We start from the raw sequence: 18,273 nt of genomic DNA on the forward strand, positions 1-18,273 counted from the left end.
GAAGGTAAAGTAACGGCGGGGAGTTATATTGGCAAAGCGATAAAATACACGCTTAATCAATGGCCGAAATTAATGCGATATAGTGAAGATGGCGAACTAGGGATTGATAATAATATTACTGAGCGAGATATTCGGCCGTTTACCACTGGTAGGAAAAACTGGCTATTCTCAAAGTCAATTAATGGTGCCCAAGCAAGCGCCACACTCTATAGTATTGTGATGACGTGTCGTGCCAATGACATCAATCCTTATTACTACTTTGTGCATTTATTTAAAACGTTGCCGAATCGAGATGAGGGTGATGATGATTTTACCGACCTAATGCCGTGGAATGTGCAGCTAGACTTCGATTATAGCTAAGCGCACTGCTTAAATGCGCGCTTACTTAATAACCAGCCAATCTTTTGAGAGTTTTATAAACATTTCTTTTTCATTCATATTAATAATGAATTCATAATAACGTTTAGAAGACGAAGCACTTTCGTCACTTTCCATAAATGAATACAGCCTAGCATTAATTTTTTTGTTTTTTGATTCGAACTCTACTCTTCTTAACTTTAAATCATCGCCATAAGCGATATAAACTGGTTTTAGAGTGTAGTTTGCTAAGCTGCTCTTACTGCCCTTTAGATTTATGTTTATAACTTCTACGCCCGTGTAAGGGATTTTCCGGCTCAAATCCCCAAATGTATCTATAACCCCGGTTTCATATTCAGCATCTATTTCTTTATCTGACTCAGCATTTTGGATAATAGCTTGTAGTGTACTTTTTTGGAGGTTGTTTAATTCAAACGATTCCACACGCTTGCTTTGAGAGTATTTATTAACGTGAAGATCAGAATTTTGAGCCTTCGCCTGGAAGCTAATCCCGCAGAGTAAAATTAAAGTGAGAGAAACTTTGCTCATAAATTATATCCTTATATTAGATGTAATTTCAATTCAACAATAACGACTTCCGATTAAAAAGCAAACAGTCTTTAACTGCTATATTTTTGCATGTTGTTTAGAAATAAATGAAGTAGGAAGCGACAGCTTGTAAGCGAGGCACATTAATAATTTTATTTTTATCACAATGTGAAGTAAGGTGAATACTACGGAATGCAATAAGTTTGGATATGAGCATGCAAAAGCACCAACGATTATAAGCCTACACCACATATCACTAGTTCCTAAAGGCAAAGGCTCTTGGTTTATGCAAACCGCAAGCCTTTTTTCTATGTATTACTTTTCGCTATTTTAATAAAGCTGACTTGATCGACATCACCAAAATCATCTTCATCGTAATCATTTTGCCACGCTTCAATATGCTCATCACTAATAACACACTCTTCAATATCCATGACTGAAATTGGCATTTCAGCAACAGCGATCAATTAGCATAATTGTCAATATACGCGCAGAATTGAGCGCTTACAAATAGGGGGCATGCCAGTGGTGATCGCTGAATAATTGCAATTCAGAAAAGTCTTTCGGGCCCCCATGAATGATCACTGCTACAGGAGCTTGGGACAGGTTTGACTGGTTTTTGCTGAAACGCAGTACGCCTTGCAACGATAAGCCGTCTTCAGAGAACCAATTGAATCTTTTAGCTAGGCCAAAATCAAGGCCTGTGAGTTGCGTATGATTACCCGAAGCATTGATCATTTTTTGCTTATTGAGATTAAAGCAAAAGACATCGGGGAAATGTTTGGCACTTTGACCTATGAAAACAAGCGCGTTATCTGTAAGTTCTGCATCTATTCTGCTACTGAGCCCATTGATATCGAGCAATGTGATATGGTGTCTATCGAGCCACCCTAACTTTGCTGTGAGTCCATCGACAAAACGAATGTAAGCGCACTGCTTAAATGCGCGCTTACACATCAAACAAATCATTTGAGCAATGGGATGAACTATTTGAAGATTCAACAATGACTGTCGCGGCAATCGATCGTTTGGTTCATCATGCAACGATTATTCATTGCGAAGGTGACAGTTACCAGCGCAAAACAGCGCTCAATAAGAGCAAATGAAATTCGGTGTCAACCGGCCAAGTTAATTGACGCTAGATAACTTTTAAACGCTACGCTAAAATTGTGGTTCGTGCACCCCCTAAATTGGGTGCAAAAAGGAGCGAAAAATGACGCCGAAAAAAGATGATATTACGCAATTATGCGATGCAATTAATTCGGATTTAGAGAGTGAAAAAACACGTCAATTTTATGCTGATTTAGAGGGAGACGAACTAGCGCCAGCAGACAAAAAAGAGGCCCTCGAAAAGTGGCTCGCTGAAGGGAATAATTTAGAGCTTCCTGTGTGGGTATCGAAGAAAAAACAGTCGTGAAGTGCAACGTTATTTCACACTGTCAAATGCTCACTATTTGTTCTAAACTTTAGTCTATATACACAAGGAGAAAGCGCTATGCAGGTATCTAATAATTTTATGGATGTATTTTTTGGTTATAACGGTAGAGTTGGCGATGTTAAGGGAGCAAAAGAAGGTATTGCAGAGTTTGAGCAACGAGCTAAAAATGCTGAATCTCCAGAAGAAAGAGAACGATATGCTCAAGCAGCTGAGCAATTAAAAACAGAAATCCTTCCTAAAATGCAACAAGAAATGGAGCAGTTAGGAAAGCAATTAGGATTAAATTCAGGTCGGATAGGACAGGTAATAGAAATAGATAAAGAGAATAATTCTGTACCTAATTTAGCTGTTAAAAAGAATGATAGTGGTGTACTGTCCTTTATGACTTCTTACGAATCAGGAAGTTATTATCACAACAAAATATAAAGGATTAGTTTATGTTAAAAAAAATATTGTTTACATCAGCTTTAGTTATAAGCTCTTCTGCAGTAGCAAATATAAAAGTTAATGTTGAGAATGACTCTAAAGATTATGATGTCACATTTACGAGTAAAGACGTTCAAACATCCACGTTATTCACCAGAGCCATTAGAAACTCTTAGTGCTAATTCAGCTGACCGATTTTATGTATTTAGTAATTACCCTGATGTAGTTCGCTTAGTAGATTTTGAATATAAATTTAGTGATAGTTCAGTAGCTCCTCGTTGTCACTTTCGCTTTGTTATCATGAAAGATTATCGAAGTGGTAAAATGTTACCTCAAAAAGTAATTGCTGAGAATGAGGGTGGATCATATAGAGATAAGGCTATTTGCTCAGGTAAATTAGATTCTTTTAACCTTAACACTGGAGAAGCTGAAGTTACTTTTTCTATAAATCGTAGAAAATATTAATTTTAGATTTTACAAGTCCATTTTTAATTGGGCACTTTTTTTAAATTCAAATGAGAGGGCTGCGACTGAGCGGCCTTTTTTTATTGTTTCAAAGTAAGCGCACTGCTTAAATGCGCGCTTACGTTATTCCTCTAAAAGCGCAGCGCCTCATACCCTCTTTGTGAATAAAATGGGCTTAAATGTTTTTGCAAAAAGAGAAGACAATGAGAGTAAATGAGTAGACATAAAACACATTGTTCTTGGCTTTGTTATTTTTTTAAAAGCGCAGCGTCTCATACTCTCTTTGTGAATAAATGGGCTTAGATGTTTTTGTATAAAGAGCAGAAGGTGTGAAAGTATACAAACAGGTTTTAGCGCATTACGCCAGTAAGTTGCTTGGCTGCAAAATAATATCTGGCTTAAACTTAATTTGTAGATGCAGAGCTAACTCACGTTAAAAACTAAAGTTTAAGCATAAAAAAAGCCGCATAAATGCGGCTTTGGGGTTTAGTCTCACTTCACTTTGGGCGTGTCTCCAAAATTTAGTGAATACGTTACCAAGGAACTGTTTTACTTAAATAGCCAATTACTTAGATAGACTCTAAAGCAATTTTAACCATTTCGTTAAATGTGCTTTGACGCTCGTCAGCAGGAGTTGCTTCGCCAGTGATCACATGATCACTTACTGTGAATAGCGCCATTGCTTTTGCGCCATATTCGGCTGCAACGCCATATAAACCGGCTGTTTCCATATCAACAGCAAGCACACCTAATCTATCTAAATCTTTATAAAAGGTGTCGTCGGCTTGATAAAATGTATCGGTAGTAAATACGTTACCTACTTTTGCTTTAATACCAAGATCTTTTGCAGCATTTACGCCGTTTAAAAGCAGGTCAAAGTCAGCAATTGCTGCAAAATCAGTACCGCGTACACGGGCACGATTTACATTTGAATCGGTACATGCACCTTGTGCAAAAATAACATCGCGTATTTTAACGTCGCTACCAATACCGCCACACGTGCCAATACGAATCAGGTTTTTAACCCCAAAAGTAACAATTAGCTCACGCGCATACAAAGACATTGATGGAATGCCCATGCCCGATCCCATAATGCTTACAGGCTTACCTTTGTAAGTGCCTGTAAAGCCAAGCATGTTACGTACACTGGTTACTTGTTTTGCGTCATCTAAAAAGTTTTCAGCAATATATTTTGCACGTAGCGGATCGCCTGGCATTAATACTGTTTCGGCGAAATCACCTACGTTTGCATTGATATGCGGAGTACTCATTAATCTTTCCTTTTTATTTAGATGTAGTTAGCTTATCTATAAAGCCATCACCGTATTCAAGCGCAGGTAAGTTAAACCATTGTGCTAAGGTTTGACCTATGTCTGCAAAACTATTGCGCTCACCAAGTGGGGTGTCGGTCATACCCGGTTGGTAAGCAATTACTGGTACGTATTCACGGGTGTGCTCAGAACCTGGAAAGGTTGGATCGCAGCCATGATCGGCAGTAATAATTAGTAAATCATCGGCTTTTAGTGCGTTTAATATAGTTGGTAAATAATCGTCAAACTCTTTTAACGCTTTTGCATACCCAACAGGATTACGACGATGACCAAACATTTCGTCAAAGTCGACCAAGTTAGTAAATATTAAGCTGTGATCGGGCGCACTTTGCATTAATTCGTTGGTTTTTTTCAGCAAGTTTATTAACCCTGGTGCTTTATGCTTTTGGGTAATACCTTGATGCGCGTATATGTCTGAAATTTTGCCAATACTTATTACTTCGCCACCGTCTTTTGCTAGTACGTCTAGCAATGTAGGGGCTGGCGGTAATACCGAGTAGTCACGGCGATTGCTGGTACGGGCAAAATCTTGATTATTTGAACCCAAAAATGGCCGCGCAATCACTCGTCCTATATTCATTTCATCTAGTAGCGACCGTGCAGTTTCGCAAACCTGATAAAGCTTTTCTAGGCCGAATGACTCTTCATGCGCGGCTATTTGAAACACGCTGTCAGCTGAGGTGTAACAGATAGGTTTACCTGTTTTAACGTGCTCTTCACCTAGCTGCTCTAAAATAGTGGTTCCTGATGCATGGCAGTTGCCTAATATGCCTGGGATACCGGTACGAGCAATAAGCTCGTCAATAAATTCTTGTGGGAAGCTTGGCTGAGTTTTAGGAAAATAACCCCAATCAAATAAAACGGGTACTCCCGCCATTTCCCAATGGCCTGATGGCGTATCTTTACCGCTCGAAAGCTCTTTAGCGTATCCCCATGCACCTTGCGATGCTGAACGATTTGACACTAAACAAGGCTCTTTACCGGCCGCTTCGCAGGCATCTATTAACCCTAACTTTGATAAGTTAGGTAGCGATAATGCTGTGCCTGTTTCGTCATAATATGCTTTTAGCAGATGTGCTAAAGTATTCGCGCCAATATCACCAAATTTATCTGCATCTGGTGCTGCGCCAATTCCTAAACTGTCCGCCATTAGGATAATTGCTCTTGCCATTGTGACCTCCCGTTATTCAATATGGTTACTTTATCTGCTCTTCGATTTTTACGCACAGGACATAAGTCCTGTTTCATATAACCTAAACATTATAAATTTACGCCCTTAAGCGAAGCAAAAGAGATTAATCGTGTCTTTTTTGCTATTGTGATCTACCAACAATATATCTTCCTGTGTGGGTGAGAACTTTAGTGACACGAACTATTATAGCCATTGCTGGCGCATCAGCGTCGGGTAAATCTCTTTTTAGCCAAACAATTTACAATGAATTGGTTAATGAACTTGAACCAGGCGCTATCGCCATTATCGAAGAGGATGCTTATTATAAGGATCAGTCGCATTTACCGTTTGCACATCGTACGCAAACTAACTACGACCATCCTGATGCATTTGAATATAAGCTAATGCATGAGCATTTAACACAACTTCGTAACGGCCACGCTGTAGAAGTACCTATTTATGATTATGCACAACATACTCGCAGCGAAACAACGCGGTATGTAACTGCAGCTAAAATATTAATCGTAGAAGGCATTTTACTACTTAGCGATAAAGCGCTTAATAAAGAATTTGATATTAAGGTGTTTATAGACACTCCCTTAGACATTTGCTTAATGCGTAGAATGCAACGCGATATGGAGCAAAGGGGCAGAACATTACAATCTGTTGTTGAACAATACCAAGCAACTGTTAGACCGATGTTTTATCAATTTATAGAACCGTCAAAGCATAATGCAGATCTAGTTGTCACTCGAGGCGGCATGAATCGCGTTGCGATTGATATAATAAAAAGTAAAATTAAACATATTCTTCAAGAATAGTAACGGGAAACATTTGTATGACAACTTTTATGAGCGTAGTTGGCATGTTTATGCTGCTAGCTATTGCGTTTGCGGCGTCAACTAATCGCAAAGCAATAAAGCTTAGAACGGTAGGTATCGCATTTGCGATGCAAGTAATTATTGGTGGTTTTGTATTATTTTTTGATGCAGGCAAAAATGCATTAGCAAGTGTATCTTCCGCTGTTTCATCGGTTATTGGTTTTGCTAACGACGGTATAAGCTTTTTGTTTGGACCTTTAGCATCGCAAGATACATTAGGATTTATTTTTGCTATTCAAGTACTGCCGGTAATTGTATTTTTCTCTGCGTTAGTGGCCGTGTTATATCATTTAGGCATTATGGCGTGGGTTATTAAGATTTTAGGTGGCGGCTTGCAAAAGCTGTTAAAAACCTCACGTACTGAATCACTATCGGCCACTGCTAATATTTTTGTTGGTCAAACAGAAGCACCGTTAATTGTTAAACCCTTTATTGCCACTATGACCAAATCGGAATTATTTGCCGTAATGGTAGGTGGTTTGGCAACGGTAGCAGGCTCTGTTATGGCCGGTTACGTAATTATTGGTATTGACCTTAAGTATTTAATAGCAGCTAGCTTTATGGCGGCTCCTGGTGGCTTTTTAATGGCCAAAATGATTGTGCCAGAAACCGAAACGCCTAAAGACAATTTAGCTGACTTAGATGTAGATGATGAAAAGCCCGTTAACGTTATTGATGCTGCTGCATCGGGTGCTGCAAGTGGTATGCACTTGGCACTAAACGTAGGTGCAATGCTACTTGCTTTTGTAGCATTAATTGCATTGTTAAACGGTTTATTAGGTGGTATTGGCGGCTGGTTTGACTACCCGACATTAACGCTGCAAGAAATTTTAGGTTATGTATTTGCGCCTGTTGCATGGTTACTTGGTGTGCCATGGAATGAAGCAATACTAGCCGGTAGCTTTATTGGTCAAAAGTTAGTAGTGAATGAATTTGTTGCTTACTTAGACTTTATAAATTATCGCGATACGTTAAGTGCGCACACACAAGCAATTGTTACTTTTGCACTGTGTGGCTTTGCTAACTTATCATCGATAGCCATTTTACTAGGTGGATTAGGCGGTATGGCGCCTAGTCGGCGAAAGGATATCGCTCGCTTAGGGCTCAGAGCAGTGTTAGCAGGATCTATGGCTAACCTTATGAGCGCCGCAATTGCTGGATTTTTCCTCTCGCTAGCTTAGAAACTTAATGAGATGAACCACTGTTGCAAAACAATAGGATAGTGCTTTAAGGGGTTAAAGCTCTATCTGACTTGAACGATACTTCATCAAGGGCCGCAAGGCCCTTTTATCGTTTTGGGCTTATAAATTGGCTTATCAATAGGCTTATAATGAGCTTAAAGGCTAATCTTTGAATCATATAATAAAATAAAGAACCACCTGCCAACCACCGCCTTTAAACACTAAAATGGTATTCACCAGCAACCAGAGATCAACATCAGATAACAGTCCCCTGTCATAAGCGTAATATAAAGCAGTAAAAAGCGTGCGAGAGAAACTCCCGTCTACTTCCATAACCATTAACTTGGGTGGGATTATAACTACTCGCTAATAATTAAGAAGTTGATAGTTGATAGTTGACTGGCAGACAGCTCAAGCCTGAGTGCTATCCCTTTTCGTATTTACAGCCAAAGCTAAACATTGAATTTGCATCAAACACCTGACGCCCAAAACCTGAAATATAAACCTGTTTTTACCTCATGCTGGCATTTCATCTATAGGGTTTAAATCACTACTTTGTGATCTCATCACCTTTTACGAATACGTTTTTCGTACTACGAGCGTGCGGCAGGTAACAAGCTACTCGCCCAGGGTAAGTTTATATACAACATCGAAAACACAGTAAAAAACGCGAGGTAAACTCCCGCCTGCTTTCGCAGCCATTAATTTGGATGGGGTTCTAACTGCTCGCTGATAGTTGATTGGTTAATTGATAGTTGATTGATATCTCAAGCCTGAGCTCTGCCTTTTGCATTTACGGCCAAAGCTATACACATTGAGCTTGGCAAATTTTGCCTGAGATATAAATCCTGAAACCTAGAGCCTAAAGCTTGGAGCCTGGCACCTGTATTTTATATAAAATTGCATTCACAAAATCGATACGGAGTTTGGCAGTTAAATTTAATACGTTGAAATACAATACTGTGGGGGGAGTTACCGAGGAATACCAAATTTTAGGCACAAAAAAAGCGCCTTAAGCGCTTTTTTTCATTTTACTTAAAAAGTAAAATTATACAGCTGTGATGTTATCAGCTTGTGGACCTTTTTGACCTTGTGAAAGAGTGAACTCTACACGTTGGCCTTCAGCTAAAGTTTTGAAACCTTCGCTTTTGATTGCTGAGAAATGTGCGAAAACGTCTGGGCCGTTTTCTTGCTCGATGAAACCAAAACCTTTAGACTCGTTAAACCACTTAACTGTACCTGATACGATGTTTGACATTGTAATATCCTGATATAAAAATAAAAATATGCTCATATGAGCGGGTATAGCAAAAAATGAGATGGTACTTTAAAAACTTCAGGACGGTACTACAAGTATTACTTATACAACATCGAAATGGAGATTTATAGATTACATACTTTCTTTCTAGCTGCGGCCCACTATATAGAAGTTTTAATTTGTGTCAAGCTTATTATTTAAATAGTTTTAAAATAATAAACCTTGTTTAGATTAGTTAAGGGTCTTTCAGTTACTCTATTAAATTAGCAATAACGCTACGGTTACGACCATGCTCTTTTGCATAGTAAAGTGCGTTATCGGCTTTTTTAAATACTTGCTCAATATTAGTGCCGTGCTCTGGGTAACTAGCAATACCTATTGATATGGTTATGTAACCAACTGTATCTATATGTGACGACTCAACTGCAAGGCGCAACCTTTCAGCTATTTTAAATGCACCTTCACTGTTTTGATTAGGTATTACAAGTACAAACTCTTCGCCGCCAATGCGCGCAACAATATCGTCTTTGCGAGCAATACTTTGAATAAGCACGGTTAATGCTTTGAGTGTTTCATCGCCTTTGTCATGGCCATATGTGTCATTTACGCGTTTAAAAAAGTCGATGTCTATTTCTAAAATGGTAAATAACGTTTGTTCGTGGATTAGTTTATCAAGCCATACTTTTAAGCTTCTGCGATTATGAAGCCCCGTTAGAGGATCTGTTTGTGCATCGTGGCGTAACTGCCCTATTTGCAGCTGTAAAATACTTTCGCCTTTTAACATTGCTACTTTTAATTGCTGACTATGAACTACTCGTAGCTAAAACTATCGAGTTTCCAAGACGCCAGTAACACTGGCGTCCATTGTTGTAAGAGAGTTTCTTTGTACAAGGCTTGCCGTCGATGACGGTCTTACGTCAGCTTGCGTGCGTGAGCACACAAGGGACACATCAGTTGATGCAGTCTCTAACTCCCCTGATTTTTCAGTTGAGGCCAGTTCGCTCCCCAACGGCGGTGTTACCGCCTTTTTACGTACTGCTGTTTTCTTACGAGTTTTTGCTTTCTGGGCAAACGTAGACTCTTGTATGTAAGGTACAGCTCGTTGCGCTACGACAATGCTGGCATTGTCGTCCGCATGAAAAGTTCCGCAGCCATTTAAACAAATTAATGTATCTTGCTGAGGTCTTATCGTATTTTTTTCACCGCACATATGGCACGTCTGCGACGTGCCTGCGGGGCTCACTTCGACTACGGCCTTACCGTAGTCGTTCGCTTTATACTTGATGAAGTCACCAAGCTTTCCTAAAGCGACATTTAATAATGAGCGATTTAAACTGCTCTTGGCATTCGCGTTGTTACGCGCATAGCCACGGCCATGCTTGCCGCGCTTTGGTTTAGCACGCTTGGTCATGTTTTTGAGTTTTAAGTCTTCCAAAGCGATTATAGACTTCGCCGAAAGCACGACCTCTTTCGAGGTCTGGTGCAAAAAGTCGTGCCTAATTCGCGCAGTCTTGGCGTCGAAGTTAGCTATCTTATCTGCTAGCTTTTGCTGCTCATTAGACTCAACACGTCTAGTGTTTTTGTTATTGTTTTGGCGCTTTTTACGCGCCAAAATACGCTGATACCGAGCCTTCTTTTGCACTAATCGCTTTAGCCTTTCAGTCGTCTCAGGGCTATAGGCTTTGCGCAAACCGTCGCTTGTTGCAATAGGCAGCTTAACGCCACGGTCGATACCTGTGATTTGGGATAGTAATTCGTCATCACTGAGGCTTTGTGCAACAAAGCCTTTCAACAGTTCCTCATTCGTTGCAGACTCAACACCGTCGTTATACGACCCTGAGAGGTAGAAGCGTCTACCTTGGCGCGATATACGGAACTGCTTTGCGAGCTGGTCGGGTTCGTAGTCGAGCTTTATAGAAAACATACGTGCGGGCTTCTTCGAAGCCTTCTCGTAGAATGTCAGAAGTGCCCGACCTTCGTTTAGCGGCTCAAGGATGAACATTTCCTTTGTTACTACACAGCTACGCTTGCGATTACGCCCTTTGGGCTTAGGAAACTTCCGAAGCCCACTTCGGCACGCATTAATATCACTAAATAACATACTTGCAGCGTTTCGAAGTATTTGTGGTGGTATTTCTTTTAAGAAGGAAAGCTCAGGTTTAGCCTTAATACCTGCATACTTCTGATCAATATCCGAGCCTTTGTCGGCTCGGATAAGTTCGAGGCTTTCCTCAATTCTCTGATTACGCATGACATTCGATCCACCAATCCACCGCGCAAAATGAGTAGCTGCTTTACTACTCATTTTGTAAGTTATTTCGATATTAAAGCCACGAATTGCCATTAATTAAATGCCTTGAACAGTCACTAAACACAGAATATTATAGCGCTATACAAAAAACAATCATGAGTTTAATATGCACGAATGGAGAACTGGCAGGAACTGCGTTTATAAGAACCAAGTACACCTAGCATTCGTTGCAAAATACCGCTGTGACGTGTTCGCTCGCAGCGTAAGCCACCCTCTGAACTAGCTGTAAAATAGAGTAAAGCTGTAGCAAAACACAACCACTAAAACCGCAGGGCTTAACTCGTAGCTAAAGCCGACGAGAATGCACCCTGCAAATGTTCAAGAAAGCTATCTGTTGCTGAAGCAAGCTTATTAGCATAAGCGTAATTACTGTGTAACGTGTAGTTGATTAACTGCTCTTTTTGCACTTGATAAGTAGCATAAAAACTACTTACTAAGGTGCAAATAGAGGCAAGTAAAACAAGTAATAGTATAAGAAACCTGAGGTTTAATGTTGGTAATAGTTTGTGAAACACTCTGTCTATACCTCACGTACAACTTGCATGCATAATATATTCAATACATTTTATACTACCTGCTTTAAAACCAAGAATCTAACCAACTTTAATAATGTGAAGTACTAATTAACCTAAGCTTTGGATAACAAAACTATCTCAAGTAGCTATTTACAACGCTAACTGCGTTGAATTTACTTGCAATAAGCCAGCTATTGACGCGTAAATTCGCTAAAAGCCTCTGGCTAGAGAAAATAAATTTAAATATAAGTATGATTCAATACGTTAATAAATCTCTTAACCAGAGTTCCGGTTAATTATTGCCTACCTATCGGTAGACAATAATTAGAAATGTGTTGTATCAAGTTAACTTTTATAACTATCGATTAATTTATTACACAGCGTTATCCACTGCTTCGGTTGCTCTTTACCTTCAACCCTGCGGCCAAATAAGGTCATCACTGTGTTGCTGCTCTCATCAAAAAACTCTATTGAGTGCACCACAGTATTACCGTTATCTGTTGGCTTTTTAACGACAAAAGCACGCGCTAAACCTTCACTTTTAATATGTAAATTAAAGTCTTCATCAAGTACGTTATACCAAGGGCCTACTTGCTTTAAGTTATTGAGTGCTCCTGAGTATATTTGCACCGCGGCGTTGTTATTTACAAAAATCATTACCTCGCTTTGCTGCTCTTTTAACGTGCTAAATATTAACGGTAAGCTTGTGGTTGGTATTTCTTGTGCCCAATTGGGCTGTGCAAGTTCAAGTGCTTGTATTCTGCCTACTTTAAACTCGGTTAATAATGCCGGAAAATGATGCACATCTTGCAAGTTTTCCCATGCGGTTAAAAAGCCTGCTACATTTATATTTTCTTGCGGCGCGGGCTCAAGCTCTTGGGTTTTGATTGGCTCGACCATTAATGTAGTGCTTTGCTCTGGGTCGCTATATTTATTAATTAGCGCCTGATACGCGGTTAAATTAGTTTTATCTGTATTAAATATTTTATGAACGGCTAGGCCATGTTTATCAAAGCACTGAATGCTCACCATGTTATTTAACTTAACAGCAAATACACTGGCCCATTGCGATAAAAACAACCTTAAATCTATGCCTCCTGGGTTAATTGCTATTCCCATTTTTTTATTATTACGCTGTGAAGTATATAGTTTTTCGTAGCAGCCTTTAATTTCACTCACTACAACGCCGTTGCGTGTAAGTGCCATTACATGTTCTAGCTTTTTTAACCCTTTGAGAATGTTTTCGATTTGATTAATATTTAATTTAATTGCTTGCTGCCCTACTTGAGAAGCAATAAGTTGTGCTTCTGTGGTGCCAAGTTGTACGGCGGCATCTACACTGCGAATATTGGGCTGCGCTACTTTTAATGTTTGGTATTGGTTAACTAAGGTATTCATAATTTACTCCTAAAAGGTAATGGCCTAAGTGGCCATTACGGCAACTTAAAATTTAAAACTAATTTGCGTTTTAATATTACGGCCAACACCATAGTCGCCAATGGCGCCTGTAGTACCCGCTATAACTTGGTATTCTTTATCAAATAAATTATCTATTGCTAAGCGGGCATTCCAGCTGTCGTTAATATCCCAACTGGCGTTTATACCGGCTAAAACATAACTTTTATGTTGCTGCTCAATACCTGCTACAAGTACAGTGCGATCATTAACATGTTGAATATTAAAGCCTGTTTTTAGCACGTCGTTAAAAAAGTTTAACCCGCTACTTAGTGCAAATTTATCTGCTGGTAAATACCAAAGTGGTTCATTGTTTTGGTTTTCACCTGATATTCGACTATAAGAAAAGTTGGCATAACCTAAGGTATGTGCATAATTAATTTCAAACTCAATGCCGTCTCGTTGGTTTTCGCCACTATTGTTATAACGCGCTGCGGGTTCGGGATTAGTGGCTATATTGGTGTTTGATTGAATTTCGTCATCTATTTTTACTTTAAAATAAATAACACGGGCAGTTAAAGCATCTCTGTTTGTAAATATGTTTTGGTTTTGGTAACTCGCACCTATTTCTTTATTGGTGCTGTTTTCTACTTTAAGTTCGAGTGCCGGATCACGGCCACCATATTGATCATAAAGCTCATCTATTAATGGGGCTCTAAATCCTTGCTGATAACTTGAAAAAACAGCTAGCTGGTTATTAATTTGATAGTGAGCGGTTAATGCAGGCACCACTTGAGAGTGATCAACATCGGTATCTAAATTATTAAATGAGTTGGCAAAGCTAGAGGTTGCTGTGGTTTTATACTTTTCATAACGTAGCCCTGTGGTAAGCGTTAATGCCTGCCAAGTAAATTCGTCTTGTAGGTAAACGCCTATACGTTTTTGAGTACCTCCGGGCTGTGAGGTTATTTCGTCTTGTATTGCTTGCTCTGCATAATCAATACATTGATAAGTTTGCATGTCTAAATTAAGGCATGGATAACTTAACTTGGTTCCCACTCGATCTTTTTCAGAATACTGCATGCCATAGGTTAAAGTATGCTGTTTAATTAAAGATGTATTCGCAATATCAAGTGTAGTTATGTTGTATTCGTAGTTAGACTCTAAGCCAATAAAATCTTTTAAAGTGCCTGAACCATCACTTTCAACAACCTGACTTTGGGTGCGCCCTAAGCGTGCTGTTAAATTTACATAAGGATTATTGGCGGGGTTAAGCTCATAGCTTAAATTAGTAACCGATTGTTCAATTTCTCTATATACCGTACCCCATGCGCCAGGATCGGTAGTATTAAACTCGGTGCGCTGATTGTCTTCACTTTTTGTATACGACAATCCAATTAAGGAGTCTTCGTTTAAGTAATATTCAGCTTTTAAAAGCAACGATTCGGCCTCAATACCCGAATTATCGAGCGTTTCACCATTTGATAACTTAAAGTCGTCACTGCTGCGCTTTACGTACGAAGTAAGTATATCTAATGAGTCAGTAGGGCGTGCATAAGCATATACGGTACCGTTATTTTCATTATTATTGCCATGGTGACCTAGCTTAACTTTAACGCCACCTTGCTCACCCGGTGCTAAAAAGTCGCTGGCATCTTTAAGTTCCATTTCTACCACACCACCTAAAGCACCACCGCCATGCAAAACAGTACTTGGTCCACGTTTAACATTTACAGAGCGATAAAGTTCAGGATCTGAAAAAAAACTTCCCATTCGATACTTTTCAAATGTTTGAATTGCACCATCTACACTTATCAACACATCTTCTGCGTCACTAAAACCACGTACATTAAACTTTTGTCCCATATTACGTGGGCCACCGGTTGCAGTAACGTTAGGAATACTAATAAGGCTGTCGAATACGCTACTAGCAAGTACTTGCTCTATTTGTTCTGCGTTAATAACATTAACGGCTTGAGCTGAATTTAGTGCAGACTTTGCGGTACGGGTTGCCGTAACGGTTACGGCATCAAGTGCTGTAACCGGCATATTAGTGTGGTTAGGGTTTTCAAGATCAGCTGCCATTAAGGGCGAAGACAGAGTGGCAAGGCAAGCTGCCAGTTTGGTAATACGCATTATTTACTCCATTTAATAATTATATTTTGTTTACTCTTTTGCTCTACTTATATTGAATGCAAAAAAATTACATAACGCTTTGGGTTAGCCCCTACTGCCTAAAGCAACTTGACTATAACAAAATAAACATCAAATGATAATAGTTATCAATCGTTTTTAACTAAAATATTTGCAACTTGATACTTTTCAGCAGAAAGTTTAGCTAATAGCTTTACTAATTCGCCGCTAGGTACTTGCTGATCAACCGCTAAATACAGAGGTAAGCTTTCTTTACTGTTTTTTAAGGCGTTAATCGCTTCATTTAACGTAGTAAATGATTCTTTTTCGAGGGCGTATTGAAGCTTATTATGCTCTAACCGAATACTAAGCACCTGTACATCTGCTTGTTGTACCGGTGTGCTGGTGTTTTTACCTGTATCGGGAAGCGTTACATCAAGCATATTTAACTTAACCGCTGCTGTAAGTAATAAAAAAACCAATAAAATAAATAACACATCAAGCAAAGCGGTTAAGTCTGGCACTAATTGCGCCGCTGTATTATGCGGTGGCAAGCTAAGCATAAGGTGAGTCACTATAGGTAAACTTATAATTTAAATGATTGATAATTCTTGTAAAATCATTTTGTAACCCTTCTAGTATGGTGTTTAATAAGCCGCTAACTAATAAACATGGAATAGCAATAACTAATCCAGCCATAGTTGAATACATAGCTTCCCACAAGCCATCAGCTAGTAAAGCAGGCGTAACCGCTTGGTTAGTTTCGGCAATACGTTTAAACATAACGACCAACCCCCACACAGTACCAAGTAACCCCATTAAAGGGCTTAAAGAGGCCAATAAGCTCAATATGTTTAGCCGTTTTCGCCAATCAATTAAGCAGTCTTGTAAATACAATTGACACCATTGCAAACGTTGCTCACTGTGCAGCAACTGCTTAGCTTGCAGCGTAATTGCAAATTGACTTGTCCCTAGTTTATGTTGCTTTAATTGCCACTTAGCAATAATTAAAATAGTGCTGCGCTCCAGCACAATAGCCAAAGCTATAATTGACACCAATAGTAATGGCCAAGCCATAATACCTACCGCATTAAAAGTTGACTGCATGTTATTACTCTTTGTTATACGTTTAACGAAAACCGAATTGGCACGCTAAATCGTGCTTTTATCGGGTGGTTATTTTTAACAACAGGATGAAACTGCCACTGCGCTACATTATTTAAAGCAGCTTTGTCGAGCTCAGTAAATCCGCTGCTTTTTAACACAGTTAATTTTGCTATATGCCCCTGCTTATTCAACTCAATTTGTAATAACGTAACCCCTTCGTAACCTCTTTTTTTAGCCCGTAACGGATACGTTAATATTGGCTTAGGGGCTTTAAATAATGGTAATTCGGTTACGGTAACTAATTGATTAGTAGCAGAGTGCTGGTTACTTAGTTTTGTGGTACTAGAACTGGGCGCAGCAGGCTTTATTTTATTTTTGTTTGCAGGGGCATTTTTTACAGACTTTTTATGTTCAGTGCTTTTAGCTATGTTAACCGGTTTGGCTTTAGCTGGTTTTTTTGGCGGGTTATCTATTATTTTTTTTATATTTTTAGGTGTTTTTTTTACTATTTTAAGGTGCTGCTTGGTGCCCGAAAACTCAGTACTAACATTATCGTTTTTAACCACAGGCGCTGTTAGTTTTGGCTCAGCTGGTATTTTTTTAGCTACTTTACTGGCGTTAACCTGGGTTGAGTTAATAATATTAATTGCTACACGATCGGCTTTTTGCCCCTGCGAAAATGTCATAGCTTTAGGGGGAGCAGGTTGCATAAACAACCCAATATAATGAGCAACTGCTGACAGTAATATAAAAATAGTAAACTTCATAGCTTTTAAATATAAATGATAACTGTTATTGTTCGTGTTTATTGATAATATCAACATTGGATTTGTTATGAAACCCCTATTCACATATTTAATTACGCTTACCCTGTTAACATTTGCTTGTAGCAGTAATTCAGCTCCATTTTCGGCACAAAAAATTGTTGTTTCGGGAGGCTCAATAACCGAAATTATTTATGCCTTTAATGAGCAGCATCGTATTGTAGGTGTAGACAGCACCAGTGTATTTCCAAATGCTGCGACTAAAAAACCGCAAATAGGGTACGTACGAAAAATAAGTACAGAGGGGATATTATCGCTCAGCCCAGATTTACTCTTAGGCGAAGCCGACACAGGGCCTCAAAAGGTAGTAGAGCAGCTAAAAAGTACGGGAATAAACATGACCATACTTACACAAGAAGATAACTTTTTAGGTATTGAAGCTAAAATAAAACACATTGCACGTTTACTCAATGTACCTAAAAAGGGAGAGCAACTTGCAAATAGCTTGGCAATAGACAGAGCTGCTTTAAACACAGTTTTACAACAAAGTACTTATAAGCCTAGAGTACTTTTTATTCTTAATGTACGCAGCGGGCAACCTATTGTAGCCGGGGAAAATACCTCTGCAAATGAATTAATAAATGCCGCTGGAGCAATTAATATTGCAGCAGAGCATATACAAAATTGGAAACCGCTTTCAACTGAAGCGGCCCTTGCTCTTAATCCAGACGCAATTATTACCATGGGACGACACGGCGACACCCCACTGGAAAACGTATCAAAACTAGCACATTTTAAGTTCTCTAATGCAGTTAAAAATAAGCAAGTTTATAGCTTCGACGGCAGTTATTTATTAGGCATGGGTCCACGTACACCACAAGCAGTAGTAGAGCTTGCGAGTGTTTTACACCCTAATGCTAAATTACCTGCAACGTATAAGTTTCGCTTTGCTAAAGCCTCTCAACCTAACATTGAGCTAAGTGAGTAATAA

20 protein-coding genes and 1 pseudogene are annotated in these 18,273 nt (G+C 39.2%); 8 read left to right on the top strand and 13 right to left on the bottom strand.

The features are described from left to right. Positions 1-360 (top strand): transposase (locus HC000_RS12225; protein ID WP_179807790.1); only part of this gene is annotated, 360 nt, incomplete at its 5' end. Positions 361-381: 21 nt separating this feature from the next. Here the strand turns inward: HC000_RS12225 and HC000_RS12230 are convergent. From HC000_RS12230 to HC000_RS12240, 3 genes are all read right to left on the bottom strand, one after another. Further along, positions 382-906 carry a hypothetical protein gene (locus tag HC000_RS12230; RefSeq protein ID WP_179807791.1) on the bottom strand — a complete coding sequence of 175 codons (525 nt, stop codon included), beginning with the start codon at positions 904-906 and terminating at the stop codon, positions 382-384. Positions 907-1,214: 308 nt separating this feature from the next. Then, positions 1,215-1,355 carry a hypothetical protein gene (locus HC000_RS12235; protein ID WP_179807792.1) on the bottom strand — a complete coding sequence of 47 codons (141 nt, stop codon included), beginning with the start codon at positions 1,353-1,355 and terminating at the stop codon, positions 1,215-1,217. A gap of 55 nt (positions 1,356-1,410) precedes the next feature. Further along, positions 1,411-1,950 (bottom strand): hypothetical protein, encoded by a 540-nt coding sequence (locus HC000_RS12240; protein ID WP_275942347.1) that lies wholly within the window; start codon positions 1,948-1,950, stop codon positions 1,411-1,413. Between HC000_RS12240 and HC000_RS12245 the strand changes: the two genes are divergently transcribed. The 4 genes from HC000_RS12245 (at position 1,911) to HC000_RS12260 (ending at position 3,235) form a co-directional block, all read left to right on the top strand. Beyond that, positions 1,911-2,012, top strand: a complete 102-nt coding sequence (locus HC000_RS12245; RefSeq protein WP_275942346.1) for an ATP-binding protein — start codon at positions 1,911-1,913, stop codon at positions 2,010-2,012. The two genes, HC000_RS12240 and HC000_RS12245, sit on opposite strands and share 40 nt — an antisense overlap. Before the next feature lie 107 nt (positions 2,013-2,119). After that, positions 2,120-2,323, top strand: coding sequence for a hypothetical protein (locus HC000_RS12250; RefSeq protein ID WP_179807794.1), 204 nt, complete (start codon positions 2,120-2,122; stop codon positions 2,321-2,323). Between the two features lie 78 nt (positions 2,324-2,401). Further along, the gene (locus HC000_RS12255; RefSeq protein ID WP_086993876.1) at positions 2,402-2,770 is read left to right on the top strand and encodes a hypothetical protein; all 369 of its coding nucleotides are present in this window, start codon (positions 2,402-2,404) and stop codon (positions 2,768-2,770) included. A gap of 90 nt (positions 2,771-2,860) precedes the next feature. After that, positions 2,861-3,235 carry a hypothetical protein gene (locus HC000_RS12260; RefSeq protein WP_257025514.1) on the top strand — a complete coding sequence of 125 codons (375 nt, stop codon included), beginning with the start codon at positions 2,861-2,863 and terminating at the stop codon, positions 3,233-3,235. A gap of 569 nt (positions 3,236-3,804) precedes the next feature. Here the strand turns inward: HC000_RS12260 and deoD are convergent. Beyond that, entirely contained in the window at positions 3,805-4,506 is a 702-nt protein-coding gene (gene deoD, locus HC000_RS12265; RefSeq protein ID WP_179807795.1) for a purine-nucleoside phosphorylase, read from the bottom strand. A 13-nt stretch (positions 4,507-4,519) separates the two neighbouring features. After that, positions 4,520-5,737, bottom strand: a complete 1,218-nt coding sequence (locus HC000_RS12270) for a phosphopentomutase (RefSeq protein WP_179807796.1) — start codon at positions 5,735-5,737, stop codon at positions 4,520-4,522. A 191-nt stretch (positions 5,738-5,928) separates the two neighbouring features. On the opposite strand from HC000_RS12270, the gene udk reads away from it, so the two are divergent. Continuing rightward, positions 5,929-6,558 (top strand): uridine kinase, encoded by a 630-nt coding sequence (gene udk / locus HC000_RS12275; protein WP_011329721.1) that lies wholly within the window; start codon positions 5,929-5,931, stop codon positions 6,556-6,558. Between the two features lie 17 nt (positions 6,559-6,575). Further along, complete coding sequence (locus tag HC000_RS12280) at positions 6,576-7,799, top strand: NupC/NupG family nucleoside CNT transporter (protein WP_179807797.1); 1,224 nt, start codon at positions 6,576-6,578, stop codon at positions 7,797-7,799. 1,048 nt (positions 7,800-8,847) lie between these two features. Here the strand turns inward: HC000_RS12280 and HC000_RS12285 are convergent. The 8 genes and pseudogenes from HC000_RS12285 to HC000_RS12320 all read right to left on the bottom strand — a co-directional run bounded on the left by HC000_RS12285 (position 8,848) and on the right by HC000_RS12320 (position 17,228). Then, positions 8,848-9,057: a cold-shock protein gene (locus tag HC000_RS12285; protein ID WP_002959120.1), complete on the bottom strand. Its 210-nt coding sequence runs from the start codon at positions 9,055-9,057 to the stop codon at positions 8,848-8,850. 250 nt (positions 9,058-9,307) lie between these two features. Beyond that, positions 9,308-9,862 (bottom strand): annotated as a pseudogene (locus HC000_RS12290) (GGDEF domain-containing protein); the annotation flags it as partial. Between the two features lie 21 nt (positions 9,863-9,883). Beyond that, positions 9,884-11,401, bottom strand: a complete 1,518-nt coding sequence (locus tag HC000_RS12295) for an RNA-guided endonuclease TnpB family protein (RefSeq protein ID WP_089369036.1) — start codon at positions 11,399-11,401, stop codon at positions 9,884-9,886. An 827-nt stretch (positions 11,402-12,228) separates the two neighbouring features. Continuing rightward, complete coding sequence (locus tag HC000_RS12300; protein WP_179807799.1) at positions 12,229-13,281, bottom strand: ChuX/HutX family heme-like substrate-binding protein; 1,053 nt, start codon at positions 13,279-13,281, stop codon at positions 12,229-12,231. Positions 13,282-13,326: 45 nt separating this feature from the next. Beyond that, a complete protein-coding gene (locus HC000_RS12305) occupies positions 13,327-15,414 on the bottom strand; it encodes a TonB-dependent receptor (protein WP_089369033.1) in 2,088 nt (695 codons plus the stop codon). A 146-nt stretch (positions 15,415-15,560) separates the two neighbouring features. Then, positions 15,561-15,974 carry a biopolymer transporter ExbD gene (locus tag HC000_RS12310; protein WP_179807800.1) on the bottom strand — a complete coding sequence of 138 codons (414 nt, stop codon included), beginning with the start codon at positions 15,972-15,974 and terminating at the stop codon, positions 15,561-15,563. Then, complete coding sequence (locus HC000_RS12315) at positions 15,967-16,518, bottom strand: MotA/TolQ/ExbB proton channel family protein (protein ID WP_011329712.1); 552 nt, start codon at positions 16,516-16,518, stop codon at positions 15,967-15,969. Before HC000_RS12315 ends, HC000_RS12310 begins: the two co-directional genes overlap by 8 nt. 14 nt (positions 16,519-16,532) lie before the next feature. After that, complete coding sequence (locus tag HC000_RS12320) at positions 16,533-17,228, bottom strand: energy transducer TonB (RefSeq protein ID WP_157696012.1); 696 nt, start codon at positions 17,226-17,228, stop codon at positions 16,533-16,535. 124 nt (positions 17,229-17,352) lie between these two features. Between HC000_RS12320 and HC000_RS12325 the strand changes: the two genes are divergently transcribed. Continuing rightward, positions 17,353-18,270 (top strand): ABC transporter substrate-binding protein, encoded by a 918-nt coding sequence (locus tag HC000_RS12325; RefSeq protein WP_179807801.1) that lies wholly within the window; start codon positions 17,353-17,355, stop codon positions 18,268-18,270. The last annotated feature ends 3 nt before the right edge of the window (positions 18,271-18,273 follow it).

Source organism: Pseudoalteromonas sp. MIP2626 (genome assembly GCF_013414205.1).
In the GTDB taxonomy this organism is placed as follows: Bacteria; Pseudomonadota; Gammaproteobacteria; order Enterobacterales; family Alteromonadaceae; genus Pseudoalteromonas; species Pseudoalteromonas nigrifaciens.

Coding starts and splice junctions, on each gene's coding strand:
- HC000_RS12230 (WP_179807791.1), bottom strand. CDS start 906: ATGAGCAAAGTTTCTCTCACTTTAATTTTACTCTGCGGGATTAGCTTC.
- HC000_RS12235 (WP_179807792.1), bottom strand. CDS start 1,355: ATGCCAATTTCAGTCATGGATATTGAAGAGTGTGTTATTAGTGATGAG.
- HC000_RS12245 (WP_275942346.1), top strand. CDS start 1,911: ATGACTGTCGCGGCAATCGATCGTTTGGTTCATCATGCAACGATTATT.
- HC000_RS12250 (WP_179807794.1), top strand. CDS start 2,120: ATGACGCCGAAAAAAGATGATATTACGCAATTATGCGATGCAATTAAT.
- HC000_RS12255 (WP_086993876.1), top strand. CDS start 2,402: ATGCAGGTATCTAATAATTTTATGGATGTATTTTTTGGTTATAACGGT.
- HC000_RS12260 (WP_257025514.1), top strand. CDS start 2,861: ATGACTCTAAAGATTATGATGTCACATTTACGAGTAAAGACGTTCAAA.
- deoD (WP_179807795.1), bottom strand. CDS start 4,506: ATGAGTACTCCGCATATCAATGCAAACGTAGGTGATTTCGCCGAAACA.
- HC000_RS12270 (WP_179807796.1), bottom strand. CDS start 5,737: ATGGCAAGAGCAATTATCCTAATGGCGGACAGTTTAGGAATTGGCGCA.
- HC000_RS12280 (WP_179807797.1), top strand. CDS start 6,576: ATGACAACTTTTATGAGCGTAGTTGGCATGTTTATGCTGCTAGCTATT.
- HC000_RS12285 (WP_002959120.1), bottom strand. CDS start 9,057: ATGTCAAACATCGTATCAGGTACAGTTAAGTGGTTTAACGAGTCTAAA.
- HC000_RS12295 (WP_089369036.1), bottom strand. CDS start 11,401: ATGGCAATTCGTGGCTTTAATATCGAAATAACTTACAAAATGAGTAGT.
- HC000_RS12300 (WP_179807799.1), bottom strand. CDS start 13,281: ATGAATACCTTAGTTAACCAATACCAAACATTAAAAGTAGCGCAGCCC.
- HC000_RS12305 (WP_089369033.1), bottom strand. CDS start 15,414: ATGCGTATTACCAAACTGGCAGCTTGCCTTGCCACTCTGTCTTCGCCC.
- HC000_RS12310 (WP_179807800.1), bottom strand. CDS start 15,974: ATGCTTAGCTTGCCACCGCATAATACAGCGGCGCAATTAGTGCCAGAC.
- HC000_RS12315 (WP_011329712.1), bottom strand. CDS start 16,518: ATGCAGTCAACTTTTAATGCGGTAGGTATTATGGCTTGGCCATTACTA.
- HC000_RS12320 (WP_157696012.1), bottom strand. CDS start 17,228: ATGCAACCTGCTCCCCCTAAAGCTATGACATTTTCGCAGGGGCAAAAA.
- HC000_RS12325 (WP_179807801.1), top strand. CDS start 17,353: ATGAAACCCCTATTCACATATTTAATTACGCTTACCCTGTTAACATTT.